The sequence below is a fragment of the Curtobacterium sp. BRD11 genome, assembly GCF_031844345.1.
Lineage (GTDB): Bacteria > Actinomycetota > Actinomycetes > Actinomycetales > Microbacteriaceae > Curtobacterium.
Genome location: NZ_JAUZUZ010000001.1, coordinates 594873 through 611846 on the forward strand (window position 1 = coordinate 594873; position 16974 = coordinate 611846).

15 protein-coding genes and 1 tRNA gene are annotated in these 16974 nt (G+C 72.3%); 2 read left to right on the plus strand and 14 right to left on the minus strand.

Annotated elements, in window-relative coordinates; translation table 11 throughout:
- Window positions 1-69: 69 nt before the first annotated feature.
- The 5 genes from Q9R28_RS02720 to Q9R28_RS02740 all read right to left on the minus strand — a co-directional run bounded on the left by Q9R28_RS02720 (window position 70) and on the right by Q9R28_RS02740 (window position 5029).
- Window positions 70-1041 (minus strand): YafY family protein, encoded by a 972-nt coding sequence (locus Q9R28_RS02720; RefSeq protein WP_066654356.1) that lies wholly within the window; start codon window positions 1039-1041, stop codon window positions 70-72.
- On the minus strand, window positions 1034-2152 hold the full coding sequence (locus tag Q9R28_RS02725) for a WYL domain-containing protein (protein WP_311205419.1): 1119 nt from the start codon (window positions 2150-2152) through the stop codon (window positions 1034-1036). The genes Q9R28_RS02720 and Q9R28_RS02725 overlap by 8 nt, the downstream gene beginning before the upstream one ends.
- Window positions 2153-2224: 72 nt before the next feature.
- The gene (locus Q9R28_RS02730) at window positions 2225-3151 is read right to left on the minus strand and encodes a hypothetical protein (RefSeq protein ID WP_311205420.1); all 927 of its coding nucleotides are present in this window, start codon (window positions 3149-3151) and stop codon (window positions 2225-2227) included.
- 40 nt (window positions 3152-3191) lie between these two features.
- The gene (locus tag Q9R28_RS02735) at window positions 3192-4322 is read right to left on the minus strand and encodes a tRNA (adenine-N1)-methyltransferase (protein ID WP_311205421.1); all 1131 of its coding nucleotides are present in this window, start codon (window positions 4320-4322) and stop codon (window positions 3192-3194) included.
- Window positions 4319-5029 (minus strand): HAD family phosphatase, encoded by a 711-nt coding sequence (locus Q9R28_RS02740; protein WP_251155500.1) that lies wholly within the window; start codon window positions 5027-5029, stop codon window positions 4319-4321. The genes Q9R28_RS02735 and Q9R28_RS02740 overlap by 4 nt, the downstream gene beginning before the upstream one ends.
- Before the next feature lie 159 nt (window positions 5030-5188).
- On the opposite strand from Q9R28_RS02740, the gene Q9R28_RS02745 reads away from it, so the two are divergent.
- On the plus strand, window positions 5189-6124 hold the full coding sequence (locus Q9R28_RS02745) for a proteasome assembly chaperone family protein (protein WP_066654364.1): 936 nt from the start codon (window positions 5189-5191) through the stop codon (window positions 6122-6124).
- Window positions 6125-6314: 190 nt separating this feature from the next.
- On the opposite strand, the gene mshC is transcribed toward Q9R28_RS02745, so the two are convergent.
- The 3 genes from mshC to Q9R28_RS02760 all read right to left on the minus strand — a co-directional run bounded on the left by mshC (window position 6315) and on the right by Q9R28_RS02760 (window position 9764).
- Complete coding sequence (gene mshC / locus Q9R28_RS02750; RefSeq protein ID WP_311205422.1) at window positions 6315-7559, minus strand: cysteine--1-D-myo-inosityl 2-amino-2-deoxy-alpha-D-glucopyranoside ligase; 1245 nt, start codon at window positions 7557-7559, stop codon at window positions 6315-6317.
- Complete coding sequence (locus Q9R28_RS02755) at window positions 7556-8386, minus strand: undecaprenyl-diphosphate phosphatase (RefSeq protein ID WP_311205423.1); 831 nt, start codon at window positions 8384-8386, stop codon at window positions 7556-7558. Before Q9R28_RS02755 ends, mshC begins: the two co-directional genes overlap by 4 nt.
- Before the next feature lie 61 nt (window positions 8387-8447).
- Entirely contained in the window at window positions 8448-9764 is a 1317-nt protein-coding gene (locus Q9R28_RS02760; RefSeq protein WP_066654369.1) for a M20/M25/M40 family metallo-hydrolase, read from the minus strand.
- 187 nt (window positions 9765-9951) lie between these two features.
- Between Q9R28_RS02760 and Q9R28_RS02765 the strand changes: the two genes are divergently transcribed.
- Window positions 9952-10037, plus strand: a tRNA-Leu gene (locus tag Q9R28_RS02765).
- A 175-nt stretch (window positions 10038-10212) separates the two neighbouring features.
- Here the strand turns inward: Q9R28_RS02765 and Q9R28_RS02770 are convergent.
- The 6 genes from Q9R28_RS02770 to dinB all read right to left on the minus strand — a co-directional run bounded on the left by Q9R28_RS02770 (window position 10213) and on the right by dinB (window position 16972).
- Window positions 10213-10794 carry a hypothetical protein gene (locus Q9R28_RS02770; RefSeq protein WP_311205424.1) on the minus strand — a complete coding sequence of 194 codons (582 nt, stop codon included), beginning with the start codon at window positions 10792-10794 and terminating at the stop codon, window positions 10213-10215.
- A gap of 11 nt (window positions 10795-10805) precedes the next feature.
- Complete coding sequence (locus Q9R28_RS02775; RefSeq protein WP_066654371.1) at window positions 10806-11945, minus strand: zinc-dependent alcohol dehydrogenase; 1140 nt, start codon at window positions 11943-11945, stop codon at window positions 10806-10808.
- Between the two features lie 190 nt (window positions 11946-12135).
- Entirely contained in the window at window positions 12136-13464 is a 1329-nt protein-coding gene (locus Q9R28_RS02780) for an NAD(P)/FAD-dependent oxidoreductase (RefSeq protein WP_066654372.1), read from the minus strand.
- Window positions 13465-13551: 87 nt separating this feature from the next.
- Entirely contained in the window at window positions 13552-13761 is a 210-nt protein-coding gene (locus tag Q9R28_RS02785; RefSeq protein WP_066654373.1) for a hypothetical protein, read from the minus strand.
- Window positions 13758-15557, minus strand: a complete 1800-nt coding sequence (locus Q9R28_RS02790) for a DEAD/DEAH box helicase (protein WP_209683346.1) — start codon at window positions 15555-15557, stop codon at window positions 13758-13760. Before Q9R28_RS02790 ends, Q9R28_RS02785 begins: the two co-directional genes overlap by 4 nt.
- 164 nt (window positions 15558-15721) lie before the next feature.
- Complete coding sequence (gene dinB, locus Q9R28_RS02795) at window positions 15722-16972, minus strand: DNA polymerase IV (RefSeq protein WP_066654375.1); 1251 nt, start codon at window positions 16970-16972, stop codon at window positions 15722-15724.
- Between the last annotated feature and the right edge of the window lie 2 nt (window positions 16973-16974).

A 16974-nucleotide genomic window follows, 5' to 3' on the forward strand; every position in this document is an offset into this window, starting at 1 on the left:
GGGAGGCGCACGGCGGGCCTGCCCCGTGCCTCCCGTCCGTCAGGGTGCGCGGCGGGCGCGGTGCGCGCGCTACTCGGCGGCCAGGGCTGCTTCGGCGAACGCGCGGACGGCGGCACGGGCCGCCGGCGGGTCGAGGACGACCGCGCGGCCCGGCAGGCCGGCCACCAGCCGGACGACCCCGTCGAAGCCGTTCGATGCCGCGAGCCGGATGCGGACGCGGCCGTCTGCGTCCTCGGCGTCGGCGGTGTCCGCCAGGAAGTCCGCGACGAGGGGCAGCGCCGAGCAGTCGAGCTCCACCGTGACGATGACGTCGCCGCCGGACTGCTGGAAGAGCGTGTCCGGGATCACGACGTCGCCGATGGTCTTCTCGGCCGGGCGGTCGTCCACGCGCACGCTCGTCATCCGGTCGAGCCGGAAGGTCCGGAGCGCCTGCCGGTCGAGGTCCCAGGCGCGCAGGTACCAGTCGGTGTCGATCGACTCGACGCGGAGCGGGTCGACACGGCGGGTCCCGCCTCGGGTGCGCGGCCCGGCGTACTCGAACGCCAGACCACGACCGTCGGCGACGGCACGGCGGATGGTGGCGAGCGCCGCGTCGTGCAGGTCCTGACCGACCGCGACGTTCGACGCCGCTCCCCCGGCACCGCGGGAGAGCTTCGCCATGAGGGACCGGATCGCGTCCCGATCGGCGGCCTCGGGCAGCGCGGACAGGTACTGCAGGCCGGCGATCAGGGCCGAGGCCTCTCGCGCCGACAGCCGGGGCGAGTCGTCGATCGCCACGAGGTTCGTCAGCACGATCATGTCGTTCTGCTCGAAGTCGTCCCAGGCGATGTCGAACAGGTCACCGTGCTGGTACTGCATCGTCTCGCCGGGCACCCCGGACACCGCGATGAGCTCGACCGCACGGCGGATGCGCTGCTCGGGGACGCCGAAGTGCCGTGCGGCCTCGGCCACGGACACGCGCTCGTGGTCGATGAGGTACGGCACGAGGACGAGCAGGAACGCGAGCTTGTCCTGTGCCTGGAGCGGTTGCTGGTCAGGCACGGGTACCTCCGGCGTCGGCGGTCTGGTCGGCGTCGGTGGCCTGATCGGCGTCTGCGTCGGATCGGCCGGCGTCAGCGGCACCGGCTCGGCCGGCCTCCGCGTGGTCGGCGACGAGGGCGCGCAGGCGGGCGACCACGAGCTCGCGGACCGCGGCGGGCTCGAGCACCCGGACCTCGGGACCGAAGGCCGCCAGTTCCTCGGCGAGGATCTGCGGGTCGACGTGGTGCACGACGAGCACGCCGTCGTCGTCGACCTCGGTGCCGCGTCGACGCTGGAGCCGGCGCTCGGCATCGGAACCGGGCACGACCGCGATCCGCGCCGTCCGTTCGGCCCACACCCGGTCCAGCTCGGTCAGGGCACGTTCGGCGGCGCCGGCGGGAGCGGGGTGCTGCCCGACCTGGTGCACGCTCACCGGCCCGACGATCCGCGAGAGCAGGTAGTTCTTCGTGCCGCCGGTGGAGAACTCGTGCGCTGCGAGCATCCAGCGACCGCCGTGCTGCACGAGCGCGAGCGGTGCGAGGTCACGTCGGCGGGGCGCGTGCTCGCCCGGCGTGATGTAGTCGAAGCGCACGGCGGCGCCACGGTCGAGCGCTGAACGCAGGGGTTCGAACGCGGTGTCACGGGCGCGGAGCCGGGGCGAGTAGGCGGCCATGCCGGCGACGCCCTGCGCCGTGGTCGTCCCACCGTCGTCGGCACCGGCGGACCGGACCTTCAGCAGCGCCCGTCGTGAGTCGGTGGACAGTGCGCCCTCGCGCCAGGCCATCGCGGCGAGCGACAGCAGCGCGGACTCGTCCGGGGTGAAGCGGACGTCGAGCGGCAGGTCGTACTCGCCCTTCGGGATGCGGTACCGGAGCGTCTGGTTGTTGCCGGCGGCACCGGGCGTCTCGATCGTCTCGAGCGGGATGCCGAGGTCGCGGACGTCGTCCTTGTCGCGCTCGAACTGCCGCTCGAGCGACGCGTTGTCCCCACCGGACGTGTACCGCTGCCGGTAGCCCTGCACGTTGGCCAGGATCTCCGCCTTGGTCAGCCCGGCCTCGGTCGAGAGCAGCGCGAGCACCAGGCTGAAGAGCCGCTCCTCGGCGGGGACGCGGGGGGCTCGGGTGGCTGGCACGAGCCCGATCCTACGGCAGCGCGGGTGCACCGGAGTGCACCCGCGCGCGGTCGGTGGACGGACCGTCGAGGGTCAGGCGGGCATCTTCCCGAGCACGTCGATGACGTACGCGGTGGTGCCGTCCTGCTGGTGCACGATCGCCAGGACCTGGTCGCCGACACGGTGGCCGAGGACGGCGTTCCGCACGCCGTCGATGACCTGGCCCTTCGCGAGCGGGATCGCCTGTGCGCCCGATCCGTCGGTCCAGCTCGAGCCGACGACGGACGAGTCGCCGTTGCTGCCGGCCCACGAGACGGCCGTGTACTTGATGACCGCGGTGTCCTTCGCGGTGAGCTCCGCCCCGGACCCCTTGCGGAGCAGGTGCAGCGCGTCGTCCTTCGGGGCGCTCCACGACGGGATCGTGATGCCGGGCGCACCCGACGGCGCGAGGACGACGGCGGGCATGCCGTCGCCGGCGAGCTGCGGCGTGCCGGTCGCCCGGGCGTCGAAGGCCTGCTTGACGTCCATGACCGCGATCACGGCGTCCTCGGCCTTGCGTGACGTGCCGGACGCGGCGGTCGCGCTCCCGCTCAGCTCGCTCTTCGGCAGGGCGACGGCGAGCCGGTCGCCCACGTGGGCGCACTCGAGCGCGGTGCCCAGGGGGCCGTAGTTCGCAGCGCCCGCGGTGATCGGGGCGGTCTGCCCGGAGTACCCGCTGGTCTGCGCGACCTGACCGGTGCTGCCGTCGACGAGGGTGTACTCGACGAGGACCGGCGTCCCCTCCTCGATCTGGCGGCCGTCGCCGGAGCGCAGGACCGACACCTGCGTGCCCGTCGTGGTCAGCCCGGACGGCACCGACACCTTCGGCTCCTTGCCGAACGCACCGGACGCCGTCACCGCTGCCGACGCGGCACCGGGAGCCGGGCAGGAGGACGCGGCCGTACCGGCCCCGCTGGCGGCGCACCCCGTCAGGGACGCGGCGAGGCCGATGGTGACCAGGAGTGCGGGGATGGTGCGCACGGACCCTCTTTCCGTTCGGTGCTGGACGGGCATGCGTAGCCTAGCGGTCGCCGTCGGCGGCATCGTGCGAGGCATCCGGGGTGCCTTCGGCGCCGCCGTGCGCGATCCCCTGCGCGTCCGTCGAGGCCTCGGCAGCGGCGACCCTGCGGGCCTGGGCCGCTGCCTGACGGGCGACCTTCCGGAGCTTCTTGTCGCTGGCGGACCGCTCGCCGACGGCGCCGGGGGTCCAGGCCTCGACGTCCTCGTCCGAGAACTCGGCCTTGCCTGCACGACGCTTCAGGTTCGGCAGCACGACGCCGTCGGCGAGGCGTCGGGCGGTCACGAGGAACCCGGTGTGGCCGACCATCCGGTGGTCCGGACGGACGGCGAGACCCTCCACGTGCCAGGTGCGCACGAGGGTCTCGCTCGACTGCGGGTCCGTGAAGCGCCCGGTGTCCCGCAGCGCCTCGGCCGTGCGGGACAGCTGCGTGACGGTCGCCACGTAGCAGACGACGAGCCCGCCGGGGACGAGCGCGTCCGCCGCGGCGTCGACGCACTCCCACGGCGCGAGCATGTCGAGGACCACGCGGTCGATGCTCTGCGGTCCGGCGGCGCCGGGGAGCTCCTCGACGAGGTCGCCGACGGTCACCGACCAGTTGTCCGGCACGGCGCCGAGGAACGTGCCGACGTTGCCGCGCGCGATGGCGGCGAACTCCTCGCGGCGTTCGAACGACTGCAGCCGGCCGGTCGGACCGATCGCCCGGAGGAGGAAGAGCGAGAGTGCTCCCGAGCCGACGCCGGCCTCGACGACCCGGGCGCCCGGGAAGACGTCCGCGAAGGCGACGATCTGGGCGGCGTCCTTCGGGTAGACGATGGCCGCGCCGCGGGGCATCGACATCACGTAGTCGTTGAGGAGCGGCCGGAGCGCGAGGTACTCGTCGCCGGTGCTCGCCCGGATCACGGAGCCGTCGGGCTGCCCGATCACGTCGTCGTGCCGGAGCACGCCGCGGTGGGTGTGGTACTCGCCGGCGGTCTCGAGCGAGAGCGTCGTGAGCTTGCCCTTCGGGCCGGTGAGCTGCACGCGGTCACCGGCGCGGAACGGACCGCGCGGCGGGGTGTGCGGGGCGCCACCGGCGGTGTGCGGCAGGGCGACGACGTCGTCCTGCGAGGGCTGCTGGGTCTGCTCGGTCATCGGCTCGCCGTCTCGGTACGGGCCGCGAGGGCCGGGCTGGTCAGTTCGACGAGGCGGTCGACGTCCACGTCCGCCAGCGTCGTCAGGTGCACGTCGCCACCGGCGATCTCGGACAGCGGCACGATGTGCTCGACCGCGACGGTGACGGCGCCGGAGGCCACGGCCGAGGCGACCCCGGTGGCCGAGTCCTCGATCGCGATGCACGCGGTGGGGTCGACCCCGAGCTGCGCCGCCGCTGCCAGGTAGGCGTCCGGGTGGGGCTTCGGACGGTCGACGTCGTCGCCGGCGACGACCACGCGGAAGCCGCGAGCCCCGAGGGCGTCGGCGGTCACGAGCGCCATCGTGCGGCGGGACATCGTCACCAGCGCGGTCGGGATGCCGCGGTCGTGCAGCTCCTCGACGAGTTCGCGGGCGCCGGGACGCCAGGGGAGCTCACCGCCCTGGAGGCGCTGCGTCACGTAGTCGGTCATCCACAGGACGATCTCCTCGACCTCCATGTCGACGCCCCGGTCGCGGAGGATCTCACCCGACCGCTCGAGCCCGCTCCCGACCAGGGAGAGGCCGTCCTCGTGGGTCCACTCGGCGCCGTACCGGTCGGTCAGCTCGACCTGGGACTGCTGCCAGATCGGTTCGGTGTCGATGATCGTACCGTCCATGTCCCACAGCACGGCTGCGGGGAGGACGCGTTCGGGGTGCTGGGCGGTCACGGGCGACGAGTCTACCGGGGCACCGACCGGCGCCGCGGTTCCGCTCGGGGCGGACGGAGGGGTGCCTGCGGGCGGCTCCGGCATATCCTGGGTGATCGACCGTGTCCGGCCGCGCCCGATCACCGTGCGCGCCCCGCTCCACCACCAGGAGGCCCCTCCGTGCCACAGCACTCCCCCTTCAGCGACGGCCGACTGCTCGTCGTCGCCTTCGAGGGCTGGAACGACGCCGGCGAGGCTGCGAGCGGCCTCGCCCGCCGGATCGTCGACGCGCTGGAACTCGACGAGCTGCGTGAGATCGACGGCGAGCGGTACGTCGACTACCAGTTCAACCGGCCGGAGGTCGGCACCGCGGAGGACGGCTCCCGAGCCATCCGCTGGCCCCGCATCGTCCTGCACGGGCCCGGCGCCGAGGGCCGTCCGGTCATCGGCGCGGCCGGCTCCGAGACCGAGCGCGACGTGTTCGTCCTGGTCGGACCGGAGCCGTCCCGGACCTGGCGCGGGTTCTGTGCGGAGGTCATCGACCTCGCCGACGTGTACTCGATCGACGCGGTGGTGTTCGTCGGCGCGATGCTGGCGGACGTCCCGCACACCCGACCGATCTCGGTGTTCGTGTCGAGCGAGAACGCCGGTGTCCGTGCGGCGTTCGACGTCGACCGGTCGACGTACGAGGGACCGACCGGCATCCTCGGCGTGCTCTCCGACGCGATGGACACCGCGGGGCTCACCACGCTCTCCCTGTGGGCCTCGGTCCCCCACTACGTGCACAACTCGCCGTCGCCGAAGGCCACCCTGTCCCTCCTCGACAAGATCGAGGAGCTCGCCGACGTCACGGTCCCGCGGGGCAGCCTGCTCGACGAGGCCACCGAGTGGGAGGAGGGCATCGACGCCCTCGCCGCCGACGACGAGGACATGGCGAGCTACATCGGCCAGCTCGAGCAGGCCCGCGACACGGTCGACTCCCCCGAGGCGTCGGGGGACGCGATCGCGCAGGAGTTCGAGCAGTACCTCCGCCGACGCGAGCGCAAGGACGGCAAGGACGGCGGCACCGCCGGCGGCGAGGGTCCGTGGCGGCCCCCGCAGCCGCCGCAGCAGTAGTCGCGACCACGGGACGGACGGGAGGCGCGGTGCCGGCTGGCACCGCGCCTCCCGTCCGTCCCGTCGTCGGCACGCGCTCCGGTCGCACGACGTGCCGCTCACCTCTGGGGTGAGCGGCACGTCGTGCGACCGCGACGGCCACCGGCGGCACGTCGCGCGACCGGGAGAGCGCCTGCCCGAGCCCCCGGTCTCAGGCCAGGCGGATGCCGAGCAGGGCGTCGACGAGGTCGACGAGCTCCGGTGTCGCGCGGGTCCCCGCGGCGATCGCGGTGTCGACCGCGGCGACCGCACCCGGTGTGTCGAGGTCGTCGGCGACACGCGCGCGGATGCGGGCGATCGCGTCGGCGGCGTCGTCCTCGTGACCCGGAGCGTCGCCGGACGCCCAGGCGTCCCACGTCGCGAGCCGTGTGGTCGCGCTCGTCAGTTCGCCGTCGAACCACTCCCAGTCGTCCGAGTACCGGTGCGACAGCAGCGCGAGCCGGACGGCCCTCGGGTCGGCGCCGTCGTCGAGCAGGCCGCGCACGGTGACGAGGTTGCCGAGCGACTTCGAGATCTTCGACCCCTGGTAGGCGATCATCCCGGTGTGGACGAAGGCGTTGGCGAGCGGCTGGTGCGCGAGCGCGGCGGCGTGCCCGGCGCTCATCTCGTGGTGCGGGAAGACGAGGTCGCTGCCGCCGCCCTGCACGCTGATCGGCAGGCCGAGCTTGTCGCCCGCGATCACGCTGCACTCGATGTGCCAGCCGGGTCGTCCCGGGCCGAGCTCGGTGTCCCAGCTCGGCTCCCCGGCGCGCTCGGCACGCCAGAGCAGCGGGTCGAGCGGGTCGCGCTTGCCGGCGCGGTCCGGGTCCCCGCCCCGCTCGGCCGACAGCACGAGCATCGTCTCGCGGTCCAGGCGGCTCTCGTCGCCGAGCGCCCACGCCTCGGTGGGGCGGTTCACGTCGAAGTAGACGTCGTCGCCCTCGGACTCGTCGGTCGGCACGTCGTAGGCGTACCCGGTCTCCTGCAGGTACCCGACGGCCTCGGCGATGCGCTCGACCTCGTCGGTCACCGCGACGAAGTGGTCCGGCGGCAGGACGCGGAGTGCCTCCATGTCGCGGCGGAACAGGTCGATCTGCGACGCGGCGAGCTCGCGCCAGTCGACGCCGTCCCGCGCGGCGCGCTCGAGCAGCGGGTCGTCGACGTCGGTGGTGTTCTGCGCGTACTCGACCTCGAGCCCCGCGTCCCGCCAGGCGCGACCGAGCGTGTCGAACGCCAGGTAGGTCGCCGCGTGGCCGAGGTGGGTGGCGTCGTACGGCGTGATGCCGCACACGTAGAGCGTCGCGCCCTCCGCGCCGTGGGTCGGGTCCACGGGCCGCCCGGCCGCGGTGTCGTGCACCACGGGTCGGGGCGCGTCACCGGGGACGGACGGGACGGACGGGACCTGCCAGGCCCTCACGGCTGGATCACTCCGAGCGACAGCAACACGATGAGCACGATACCGAGTGCGATCCGGTAGACCACGAAGGGCATGAAGCTGCGCTTCGAGATGTAGTTCATGAACGCGGCGATGACGACGAACCCGACGACGAACGCGACGACGGTCGCCACCAGCGTGTCGACGAGACCGAAGGGCGCGCCGTGGTCGCCGAGGCTCGTCGCGGCCTCGTAGAAGCCGGACAGGAACACCGCGGGGACGGCGAGCAGGAACGCGAAGCGCGCCGCGGCCGGTCGGGTGTAGCCGAGGGCGAGTCCCATCGACACCGTGGCACCGGAGCGCGAGACGCCCGGGACGAGCGCCAGCACCTGGGCGACGCCGATGAGCAGGCCGTTCCGGAACGTCATCTGCTCGATCGGACGGACCTTGCGCCCGACGACGTCGAGCACGCCGAGCACGACGCCGAAGACGATGAGCACGATCGCCACGATCCAGAGCGACCGGAACGTGGTCTCGATGGAGTCCTTGAGCAGGAGTCCGGCGACCCCGATCGGGATCGTGCCGAGGATGACCAGCCAGCCGAGGCGGACGTCCGGGTCGCCCTGCGGCACGTCGCGCCGGAACACCGAGCGGAACCACCGCCCGACGATCCGGGTGATGTCCTTCCAGAAGTAGATCAGCACGGCCGTCTCGGTGCCGAGCTGCGTCACCGCGGTGAACGCGGCACCCGGGTCCTTCGCATCGGGCAGGAAGAGCCCGACGATGCGCAGGTGCGCGCTGGAGGACACGGGCAGGAACTCGGTGAGTCCCTGCACGAAGCCGAGGAAGATCGCCTCGAGGATGTGCATCGAGCGGGGCCTTTCGTGCCGGTCGTCGCGGGTCGCCGCCGAGGGGCGACCCGGCAATGTATCAGTACGTGGCGAGCAGGTCGCCGAGGACGCGCCGCCCGAAGGCGAGGGCGTCGAGGGGCACGCGCTCGTCGACGCCGTGGAACATCGCCGGGAAGTCGACGTCCTCCGGCAGCTGCAGCGGGACGAACCCGTACCCGGCGATCCCGAGCCGCGACATCGCCTTGTTGTCGGTGCCGCCGGACAGCAGGTAGGGCAGCACGGGCGCCCCGGGGTCGTGGCGCTCGAGCGTCCCGCGCACGGCGTCGACGAGGGGTCCGCCGAAGTCCTGCTCGAGGCCGACGTCCCGGTGCGTCATCACGACCTCGACGTCGTCGCCCGCGAGTTCCCGGACCCGCTCGAGCACGGTCTCCTCGTCGCCCGGCAGGCAGCGGAGGTCGACGAGGGCCTCGGCAGCGTCCGGGATCACGTTGTGCTTGTACCCGGCGCGGAGGACCGTCGGGTTGGTCGTCGTGTGCAGCGCCGCGTGGATGAAGCGCGAGGCGGACCCGGTCGCGAGGGCGACCTCGTCCGGCCCGGTCGTCACGGGGTCGACGCCGAGGAGCCGCGCGATCTCGCGGACCATCGCCTCGGTGGTACCGGAGAGCCGGACCGGCCACTCCTCCGCTCCGATGCGCGCCACCGCGGCGGCCACCTTGGTCACCGCGTTGTCCCGCATCACGTGCGAGCCGTGCGCCGCGGTGCCCCGCGCGACGAGCTTGATCCACATCAGGGCCTTCTCGCCGGTCTGCAGCAGGTAGGCCCGCTGCCCGCCGAGGGTCACCGAGTACCCGCCGACCTCGCTGATCGCCTCGGTCGCGCCGGCGAAGACCTCCGGGTGCGTGTCGACGACGTGGTGGGCGCCGAGCACCCCGCCCGCCTCCTCGTCCGCGAAGAACCCGATGACGAGGTCACGCTCGGGTGCGCCCTGACCTTCGACCACGTCGCGCAACGCCGTCAGCATCATCGCGTCCATGTTCTTCATGTCGACCGCGCCGCGGCCCCAGAGCATGCCGTCGCGCACCTCGCCGCCGAACGGGTCCACCGTCCAGTTCGCGGGATCGGCCGGCACCACGTCGAGGTGCCCGTGCACGACGAGCCCCGGCTTGTCGGCGTTCCGCCCCGTCACACGGGCGACGACGCTCACCCGGCCCGGCTCCGACTCGAAGAGCTGCGGCGCGAAGCCCAGGTCGCGCAGCTCCGCCTCCACGTACTGCGCCGCCTCGGTCTCGCCGACCGACCTGCCCTCGCCCCAGTTCGTGGTGTCGATGCGGATCAGGTCCCGCGCGATGGCGGCGGTGGCCTCGAGGTCCGGCTCGGTCGGCAGGGCGTCGCTCATGCCACCAACGCTACCGGCAGCCCGCGACGCACCCGCGTACGCCCCCTGCTCGCCCGTCGTTCCGAAGGACTCGCCCGGGATGCGCGCCCGTGTTCATCGTGCGTTCAGAGCCGTGCTAGTGTCTTCTCTCGGCAGGAACGCCGGGAAAACAGCCCGGAACGACAGCCGAACAAGTGCAGAACACCCTGTCCGGGTGGCGGAATTGGTAGACGCGCTAGCTTGAGGTGCTAGTGCCCGTATTAGGGCGTGGGGGTTCAAGTCCCCCCTCGGACACAAGAAGAGAAGAGCCCCCTGGCCTGTCGGCCAGGGGGCTCTTCTCGTCCGTGCTCGCCCGGCGAGCATCGCGGGCCGATGACCCGATGCACGCGCATCGTGCGACATCACCGCTGTCGAACGACGAGCGCGGTGTCGCAGGAGGCGCGCGGCGCGAGGGCCTCCGCCCCACGTCTCAGTGACGCCGCAGGCGACGCACGACCAGCACCAGGCCGCCGAGGGCGGCGAGCCAGCCCCAGTTCGCCACGACCGGGTCGAGCAACTGGTGGCGCCCGTCCCGTCGCGAGGAGCCCAGACGCGTCGAGACGGGCCGGTTGCCGAGCTCGGCGCGCCACCCGGTCTCGTGCACGACCCTGTCCGGTCGGCCGCGGAACGCGTCCGTCACCCGGTGGGTGGCCACGTCGATCCGGTCGCCCAGCACGAGGAGCAGCCAGTGCGCCAGCCGTCCCTCGCTGAAGCGTCGGTAGGCGTACCGCTTCACGACACCGGCGAGCCCGGACAGCGGTTGCGCCGTCCCGAACACCGGCGGGACGTGGGCGTGCTCGATCGACCGCTCGCGGCCCTCGCCGCCGGGCTGTGGCTCGGGGACGTCCCAGTGGGCACCCGAGGCGAATCCGACCTCGCGGGAGAGCTTCGGCACCGACGGACGGTCGGCCGGGTCGAGGTCGCTCCCCCACCCGGGGATGCGCTCACGGAGCTCCGCCGACGAGGGCACACGTCGGGGCGGGTCGGCGATGTAGGGCGTGTGGTCGGTCACGGGTGTCTCCTTCACGGCACGATCACCGTCTTGATGCAGTCGTCGAGCTTCGACGAGAACAGGTGGTAGGCCTCGTCGATGTGCTCGAGCGGGACCCGGTGCGTGATGATGTCGCTCGGACGGAAGTGTCCGGCCTGGATGTGCTCGAGCAGCCGGGGCCACTGGCGCTTGACCGGCGCCTGGTTCGTGTGGATCGTCAGGCCCTTGTTCATGGCGTCGCCGAACTTCACCGCGCTCGGGATCGGTCCGTACGCGCCGACGGCGGAGATCGTCCCGCCCTTGCGCACACCGTCGATCGCCCAGTTGAGCGCCGTCGGTGACCCGCCCTGCAGCTTGAGCTTCGACGCCGTGACCTGCTGGGTGAAGTTGCCGTCCGCCTCGGCACCGACGGCGTCGATCACGCTGTCCGCTCCGAGGAAGTCGGTCTGCTGCTTCATCTCGAGCACGACGTCGTCGACCTCGGCGAAGTTGATGGTCTCGGCGTGCGCGAAGGTGCGCGCCTTCTCGAGCCGGTACTCCAGCTGGTCGATGACGATCACGCGGCCGGCACCCATGAACCACGCCGACCGAGCAGCGAACAGCCCGACCGGGCCGGCGCCCAGCACCACCACGGTGTCGCCCTCGCGGATCGAGGCGAGCTGTGCGCCGAAGTAGCCCGTGCTCAGGGCATCGGTCATCAGGAGGGCGTCCTCGGCGTCCAGCCCCTCCGGGATGACGGACGGGCCGACGTCGGCGAACGGTACGCGGACGCGCTCCGCCTGCCCGCCGTCGTAGCCGCCCGTGGTGTGCGAGTACCCGTAGATGCCGCCGACGGCCGTCGCGTTCGGGTTCACGTTGTGGCAGTTCGAGAACAGCCCCCTCGCGCAGAACCAGCAGGAGCCGCAGTAGACGTTGAAGGGCACCATCACGCGGTCGCCGACGGCGAGTGACGCCACCGACGAACCGACCTCCTCGACCACGCCGATGAACTCGTGGCCGAAGGTGTGCCCGACGCGGGTGTCGGGCATCATGCCGTGGTACAGGTGCAGGTCGGAACCGCAGATCGCGGCCCGTTCGACCCGGACGACGGCGTCGTTCGGGTGCTCGATCCGCGGATCGGGCTTCTCCTCGACACGGACCCGGTACGGTCCGCGGTAGGTCATGGCACGCATGGGCGCTCCTCTCGTTCGTGGAGCCCACGCTCGCCTCGGTGCCGTGCGAGGCGATCCAGGACCGCGCGATCTGAGCAGAACGACCGGGACCGTCGACGACGGACCGGCGAACGGACGGGAGGCGCGGTGCCCACCGGCACCGCGCCTCCCGTCCGTCCGTCCGTCCGTCACGAGGTGACGTCGACCTGTGTCAGCTCTTCGAGGCCTCGACGAAGTTGCGTCGCGGGTCGGTCTCCTTGATGAGGCTGGTCGCGTCGCGGCCGGACACCGCACCGGTGATCCAGCCGATGACGATGCGGACCTTCCGGTTCAGCGTCGGCATCGCGTACACGTGGTACGAGCGGTGCGCGAGCCAGGCGAGCAGGTTCGTCATCTTGACGCCCTTGATGTTGCCGGCGCCCTTGCCGACGCCGTACGAGGCGACGGTGCCGATCGACGGGTGGCGGTACTCCTCGAGCGGCTTGCCCGTGATCGTGGCGACCACGTTGTCCGCGGCGACGACGGCCTGGCGGACGGCGTTCTGCGCGTTCGGCGGGTAGTACGCCGGCTGCTTCTCGGCGGTCAGGTCGGGGACCTGCGCGACGTCGCCGAGGCCCCAGACACCCGGGACGACCTCGTGCGTGTCCTCGGCTTCGACCTGGAGCTTCGCGTTCGCAGCGAGGTGGCCCTTCGGACCACGCGGCAGGTCCGTGGCGTCGAGGAGCGGGTTCGGCTTGACGCCGGCGGTCCAGACGAGCAGCCCGGTGGCGAACTCGTCGCCGTCGGAGAGCTTGATGACCCCGCCCTCGGCGCTCGGCATGGTGGTCTTCAGACGGACGTCGATGCCGCGGGCACGGAGCGACTCGAGGGTCCACTTCGAGAGCTCCGGGCCCACCTCGGGCGCGACGCGGTCGAGCGCGTCGATGAGCACCCAGCGCGGCTGCTCACCGGCGAGCGACGGGTAGGTCTTGATGGCGGCCTGCGAGACGTCGAAGAGCTCACCGATCGCCTCGACGCCGGTGTAGCCACCGCCGACGAAGATGCTCGTCAGCAGACGGCGACGCTCGTCCTCGTCACGGGTGGCAGCGGCCTTCGCGATGTTGTCGAGGAGCTTCGCGCGGACGTAGGCGGCCTCCTCCACGGTCTTGAAGCCGACGCCGTACTCCTCGAGCCCGGGGGTCGGGAACGTGCGGGTCACCGAGCCGAGCGCGACGACGAGCTGGTCGTAGCCGAGCGTGCGGTCGTCGCCGCCGGCCGTGGCGATGGACACGGTCTTGTCCTTCGACGAGATGCCGGTGACCTTGCCCTGGATGACGCGGGTCTTCTTCAGCGCGCGACGGAGCTCGAAGGTGACGTCCTTCGGGGCGATGTGCCCGCCCGCGACCTCCGGCAGGAACGGCAGGTACGTGTAGTACGTGTTCTGGTCCACCAGCGTGATCCGCATCGGCACGGTCGCGGCGTGCTTCTGGAGCTGCTTGACCGTGGTGTAGCCGGCGGAGCCGCCGCCGAGGACGAGGACGTGAGGGATGGAGTCTGCCATGCACCCGGTCTACCGGAAGAACCCCTGTGACGTCACCAAGCCGCGCCGCCCGGTCCGTGCACCGCAACCGGATCGCTCACCGGGCGATCACCGTCCGGGCGGACGGTCCTGCAGGCGCCACCAGGCGGTCTCGGCCAGCTCGGGGCCGGTGTGGACGCCGTGCTGGGTGCGACGGGACTCGGTGAGCGAGAACCGGCGCAGGCGGTACCCGCCGCCGAAGCGGTCGATGATCGCCTCGGGTGAGGACTCCGGCGTGCGCTTCACCAGCCACGTGCGGTCGTCGACGGGCTCGATCACCGTCGGTTGCCGATCCGCGAGCGCAGCACGTCGATCCGCTTCTGGATCTGTTCGATGCTCGCCTGCGCCACGGCCGGCCCACCGCTGATCCGACGGAGCTCGGCGTGGATGGCCCCGTGCGGTTCGTTCGCGTGCCGGGACCAGATCGAGACGAGCCGTGCGAGCTCGGTCCGCTGCTCCTTGATGGTCTGGTACATCGGGCGCGACTCGTCGGGCTTGCTCTTGGGGAGGCCGTCCTTCGCCGCGCGGCCCTTCGACCGCTTCGCCTGGGATGCCTGACGGGCCCGCAGGAGATCGCGCACCTGGTCGGGTTCGAGGAGCCCCGGGATGCCGATGAAGTCGAGTTCCTCGAGCGAGCCGACCTCGCCCCCGGTGCCGAACTCGCCGCCGTCGTAGAGCACCCGGTCGAACGACGCCTGCGAGTCGAGCGCCTCGAACGGCTGCACCTCGAGCAGGCTCTCGGACGCCCGGTCCTCCTTGTTGGCCTCGGCGACCATGGCGTCCTCGGGGTTGTACATCCCGTCGTCGCTGTCCTTCGGCCGGTCGAGGGCGTGGTCGCGCTCGAGCTCGAGCGACGCCGCGAGGGCCATCAGCCCGGGCACGCTCGGCAGGAACACGCTCGCGGTCTCGCCGCGGCGGCGGGCCCGGACGAAGCGCCCGATCACCTGCGCGAAGAACAGCGGTGTGCTCGCGCTCGTGGCGTACACGCCGACGCAGAGCCGGGGTACGTCGACGCCCTCGGACACCATGCGGACGGCGACCATCCAGCGCGAGGTGTCCTCGGCGTACGCCTGGATCCGGCTCGATCCGGCGGCCTCGTCGGAGAGCACCACGGTCGGTCGCTCGCCGGTGATCTGCTGCAGGATCCGGGCGTAGGCGCGCGCGGTCGTGGTGTCGGTCGCGATCACCAGGCCGCCGGCGTCCGGCACGCCGCGACGGACCTCGGTCAGCCGCTTGTCGGCGGCCGACAGCACGGCGGGCATCCACTCGCCCTCCGGCGAGAGCGCGGTCCGCCACGCCTGTGCGGTGATGTCCTTCGTGACCTGCTCGCCGAGGGACGCCGACATCTCGTCGCCCATGCGCGTCTTCCACCGCATCTGCCCGGCGTAGGCCATGAACAGCACCGGGCGGACGACGCCGTCCTTGAGCGCGCGGCCGTACCCGTAGTTGTAGTCGGAGATCGAGGTCCGGATGCCCTGCTCGTCGGGGGCGTACTGCACGAACGGGATCGGGGCCGTGTCCGACCGGAACGGGGTGCCGGAGAGGGACAGCCGACGGGTCGCCTTCGTGAAGGCCTCGCGGATGCCGTCGCCCCAGGTGAGTGCGTCGCCGCCGTGGTGGACCTCGTCGAGGATCACCAGCGTGCGACCGCCCTCGGTGATCTTCTGGTGGACCTCGGGGTTCATGCCGACCTGCGCGTAGGTGATCGCCACGCCCTGGTAGTGCCGCCCGAACATCCCGTCGCCGTTCTTGAACATCGGGTCGATCCGGATGCCCACGCGGTCGGCAGAGTCCGCCCACTGCCGCTTGAGGTGCTCCGTCGGGGCCACGACGACGATGCGGTCGACGGTGCCGCGGGCGAGGAGCTCCGTGGCGAGGCGGAGCGCGAACGTGGTCTTGCCGGCGCCGGGGGTCGCGGCGGCGAGGAAGTCGCGCGGCTCGGTCTCGAAGTACTTCGTGAGCGCCTCGACCTGCCACGCACGGAGCTTCGACGCGGTTCCCCACGCAGCCCGCTCCGGGAAGGCCGGTGACAGGTGCTCGGCGGCCGCGTTGCCGGCGTTCTCCGCCTGGACCACGGCCTCGTCGTGGGGTCGGGCAGCGCCCGGCGCGGCCGGTTCACCACCGACCGCGGACTGCTCCCGCGTCGCCCGGTCGTCGCCGTCCGGGGCGTCGCCCCACAGCGTCGCGGGCTGCTGCTGGTCGTCGTACTCCGCTGCGCTCACTTCACGCGATCCTACCGTCAGGCCGGGTCCTGCCGGGCGTGCGGCGGACGCTGCTCGGGCGTGCCGCGCACGAGCGAGGCGGGCCGGAGCACGCCGGCACCGAAGCGTGCGGCGACCGCGTCGACCGTCGTCTCGGTCTCCCGCCACGGCGCGTCGTCGTCCCACAGCGCGTTGCTCGCCGCTGCCGGGACGAGGTTCTCGCCGCGCACGCCGATCAGGCGGATCCGGTTGCCGGGCCGGTGCAGGACGTCGTAGAGCTCGACCGCCTCGTGGTGGAGCCGCTTCGCCACGTCGGTCGGTTCGGCGAGCGTCCGGGACCGGGTGAGGGTGCTGAAGTCGGTGTACCGCACCTTGAGCGCGACCGTGCGGGCCTGCACGTCGGCGCGGCGCAGGCGCACGGCGACCTTGTCGGCCAGGCGCAGGAGCTCGCGGGCGACGTCGTCACGCTCGGTCAGGTCACGTCCGAAGGTGACCTCGTGCCCGATCGACTTCTCGCTGACGCCGGTGTCGACCACGCGCGGGTCGCGGCCCCAGGACAGGTCGTGCAGGCGCTGTCCGCCGGCGGGTCCGAGTGCGGCGACGAGCGACGGCAGCGGCGTGTGGGCGAGGTCCCCGACCGTGCGGATGCCACGGCGCTCGAGCTTCTCCTGCGTCGTGCCGCCGACGCCCCAGAGCGCCGCGACCGGTTGGGGGTGCAGGAAGGCCACGGTGTGCGCGGCCGGCACGACGAGGAGCCCGTCCGGCTTGGACCGGCTCGACGCGAGCTTGGCGACGAACTTGGTGGAGGCCGCGCCCACCGAGCAGTGGAGACCCGTCTCGGCGAGGACCGCGGCGCGGATGGCGGTGCCGATCTGCCACGGGGTGCCGTAGAGCCGGAGCGCACCGGCGACGTCGAGGAACGCCTCGTCGATCCCGAGCTTCTCGACCTTCGGGGTGAACTGCCCGAAGACGCGCATCACCGCGGCCGACTTCGCCGCGTACTTCTCGAAGTGCGGCTCGACGATGACGGCGTTCGGGCACCGGCGCTTCGCCACGGCCATCGGCATCGCCGAGTTCACGCCGTAGCGACGGGCCTCGTACGTGGCGGCGGTGACGACGGAGCGGTCCGAGTCGTGTCCGACGATGACGGGGAGCCCGCGCAGGTCGGGACGGTCCAGCAGTTCGACGGAGGCGAAGAAGGCGTCCATGTCGACGTGCAGGACCGTCGCCGTCACGTCGTCGACCGGACGCTCGGAGACGAGCCGGTTGCGTCCGTCCTGCTTGCTCACCC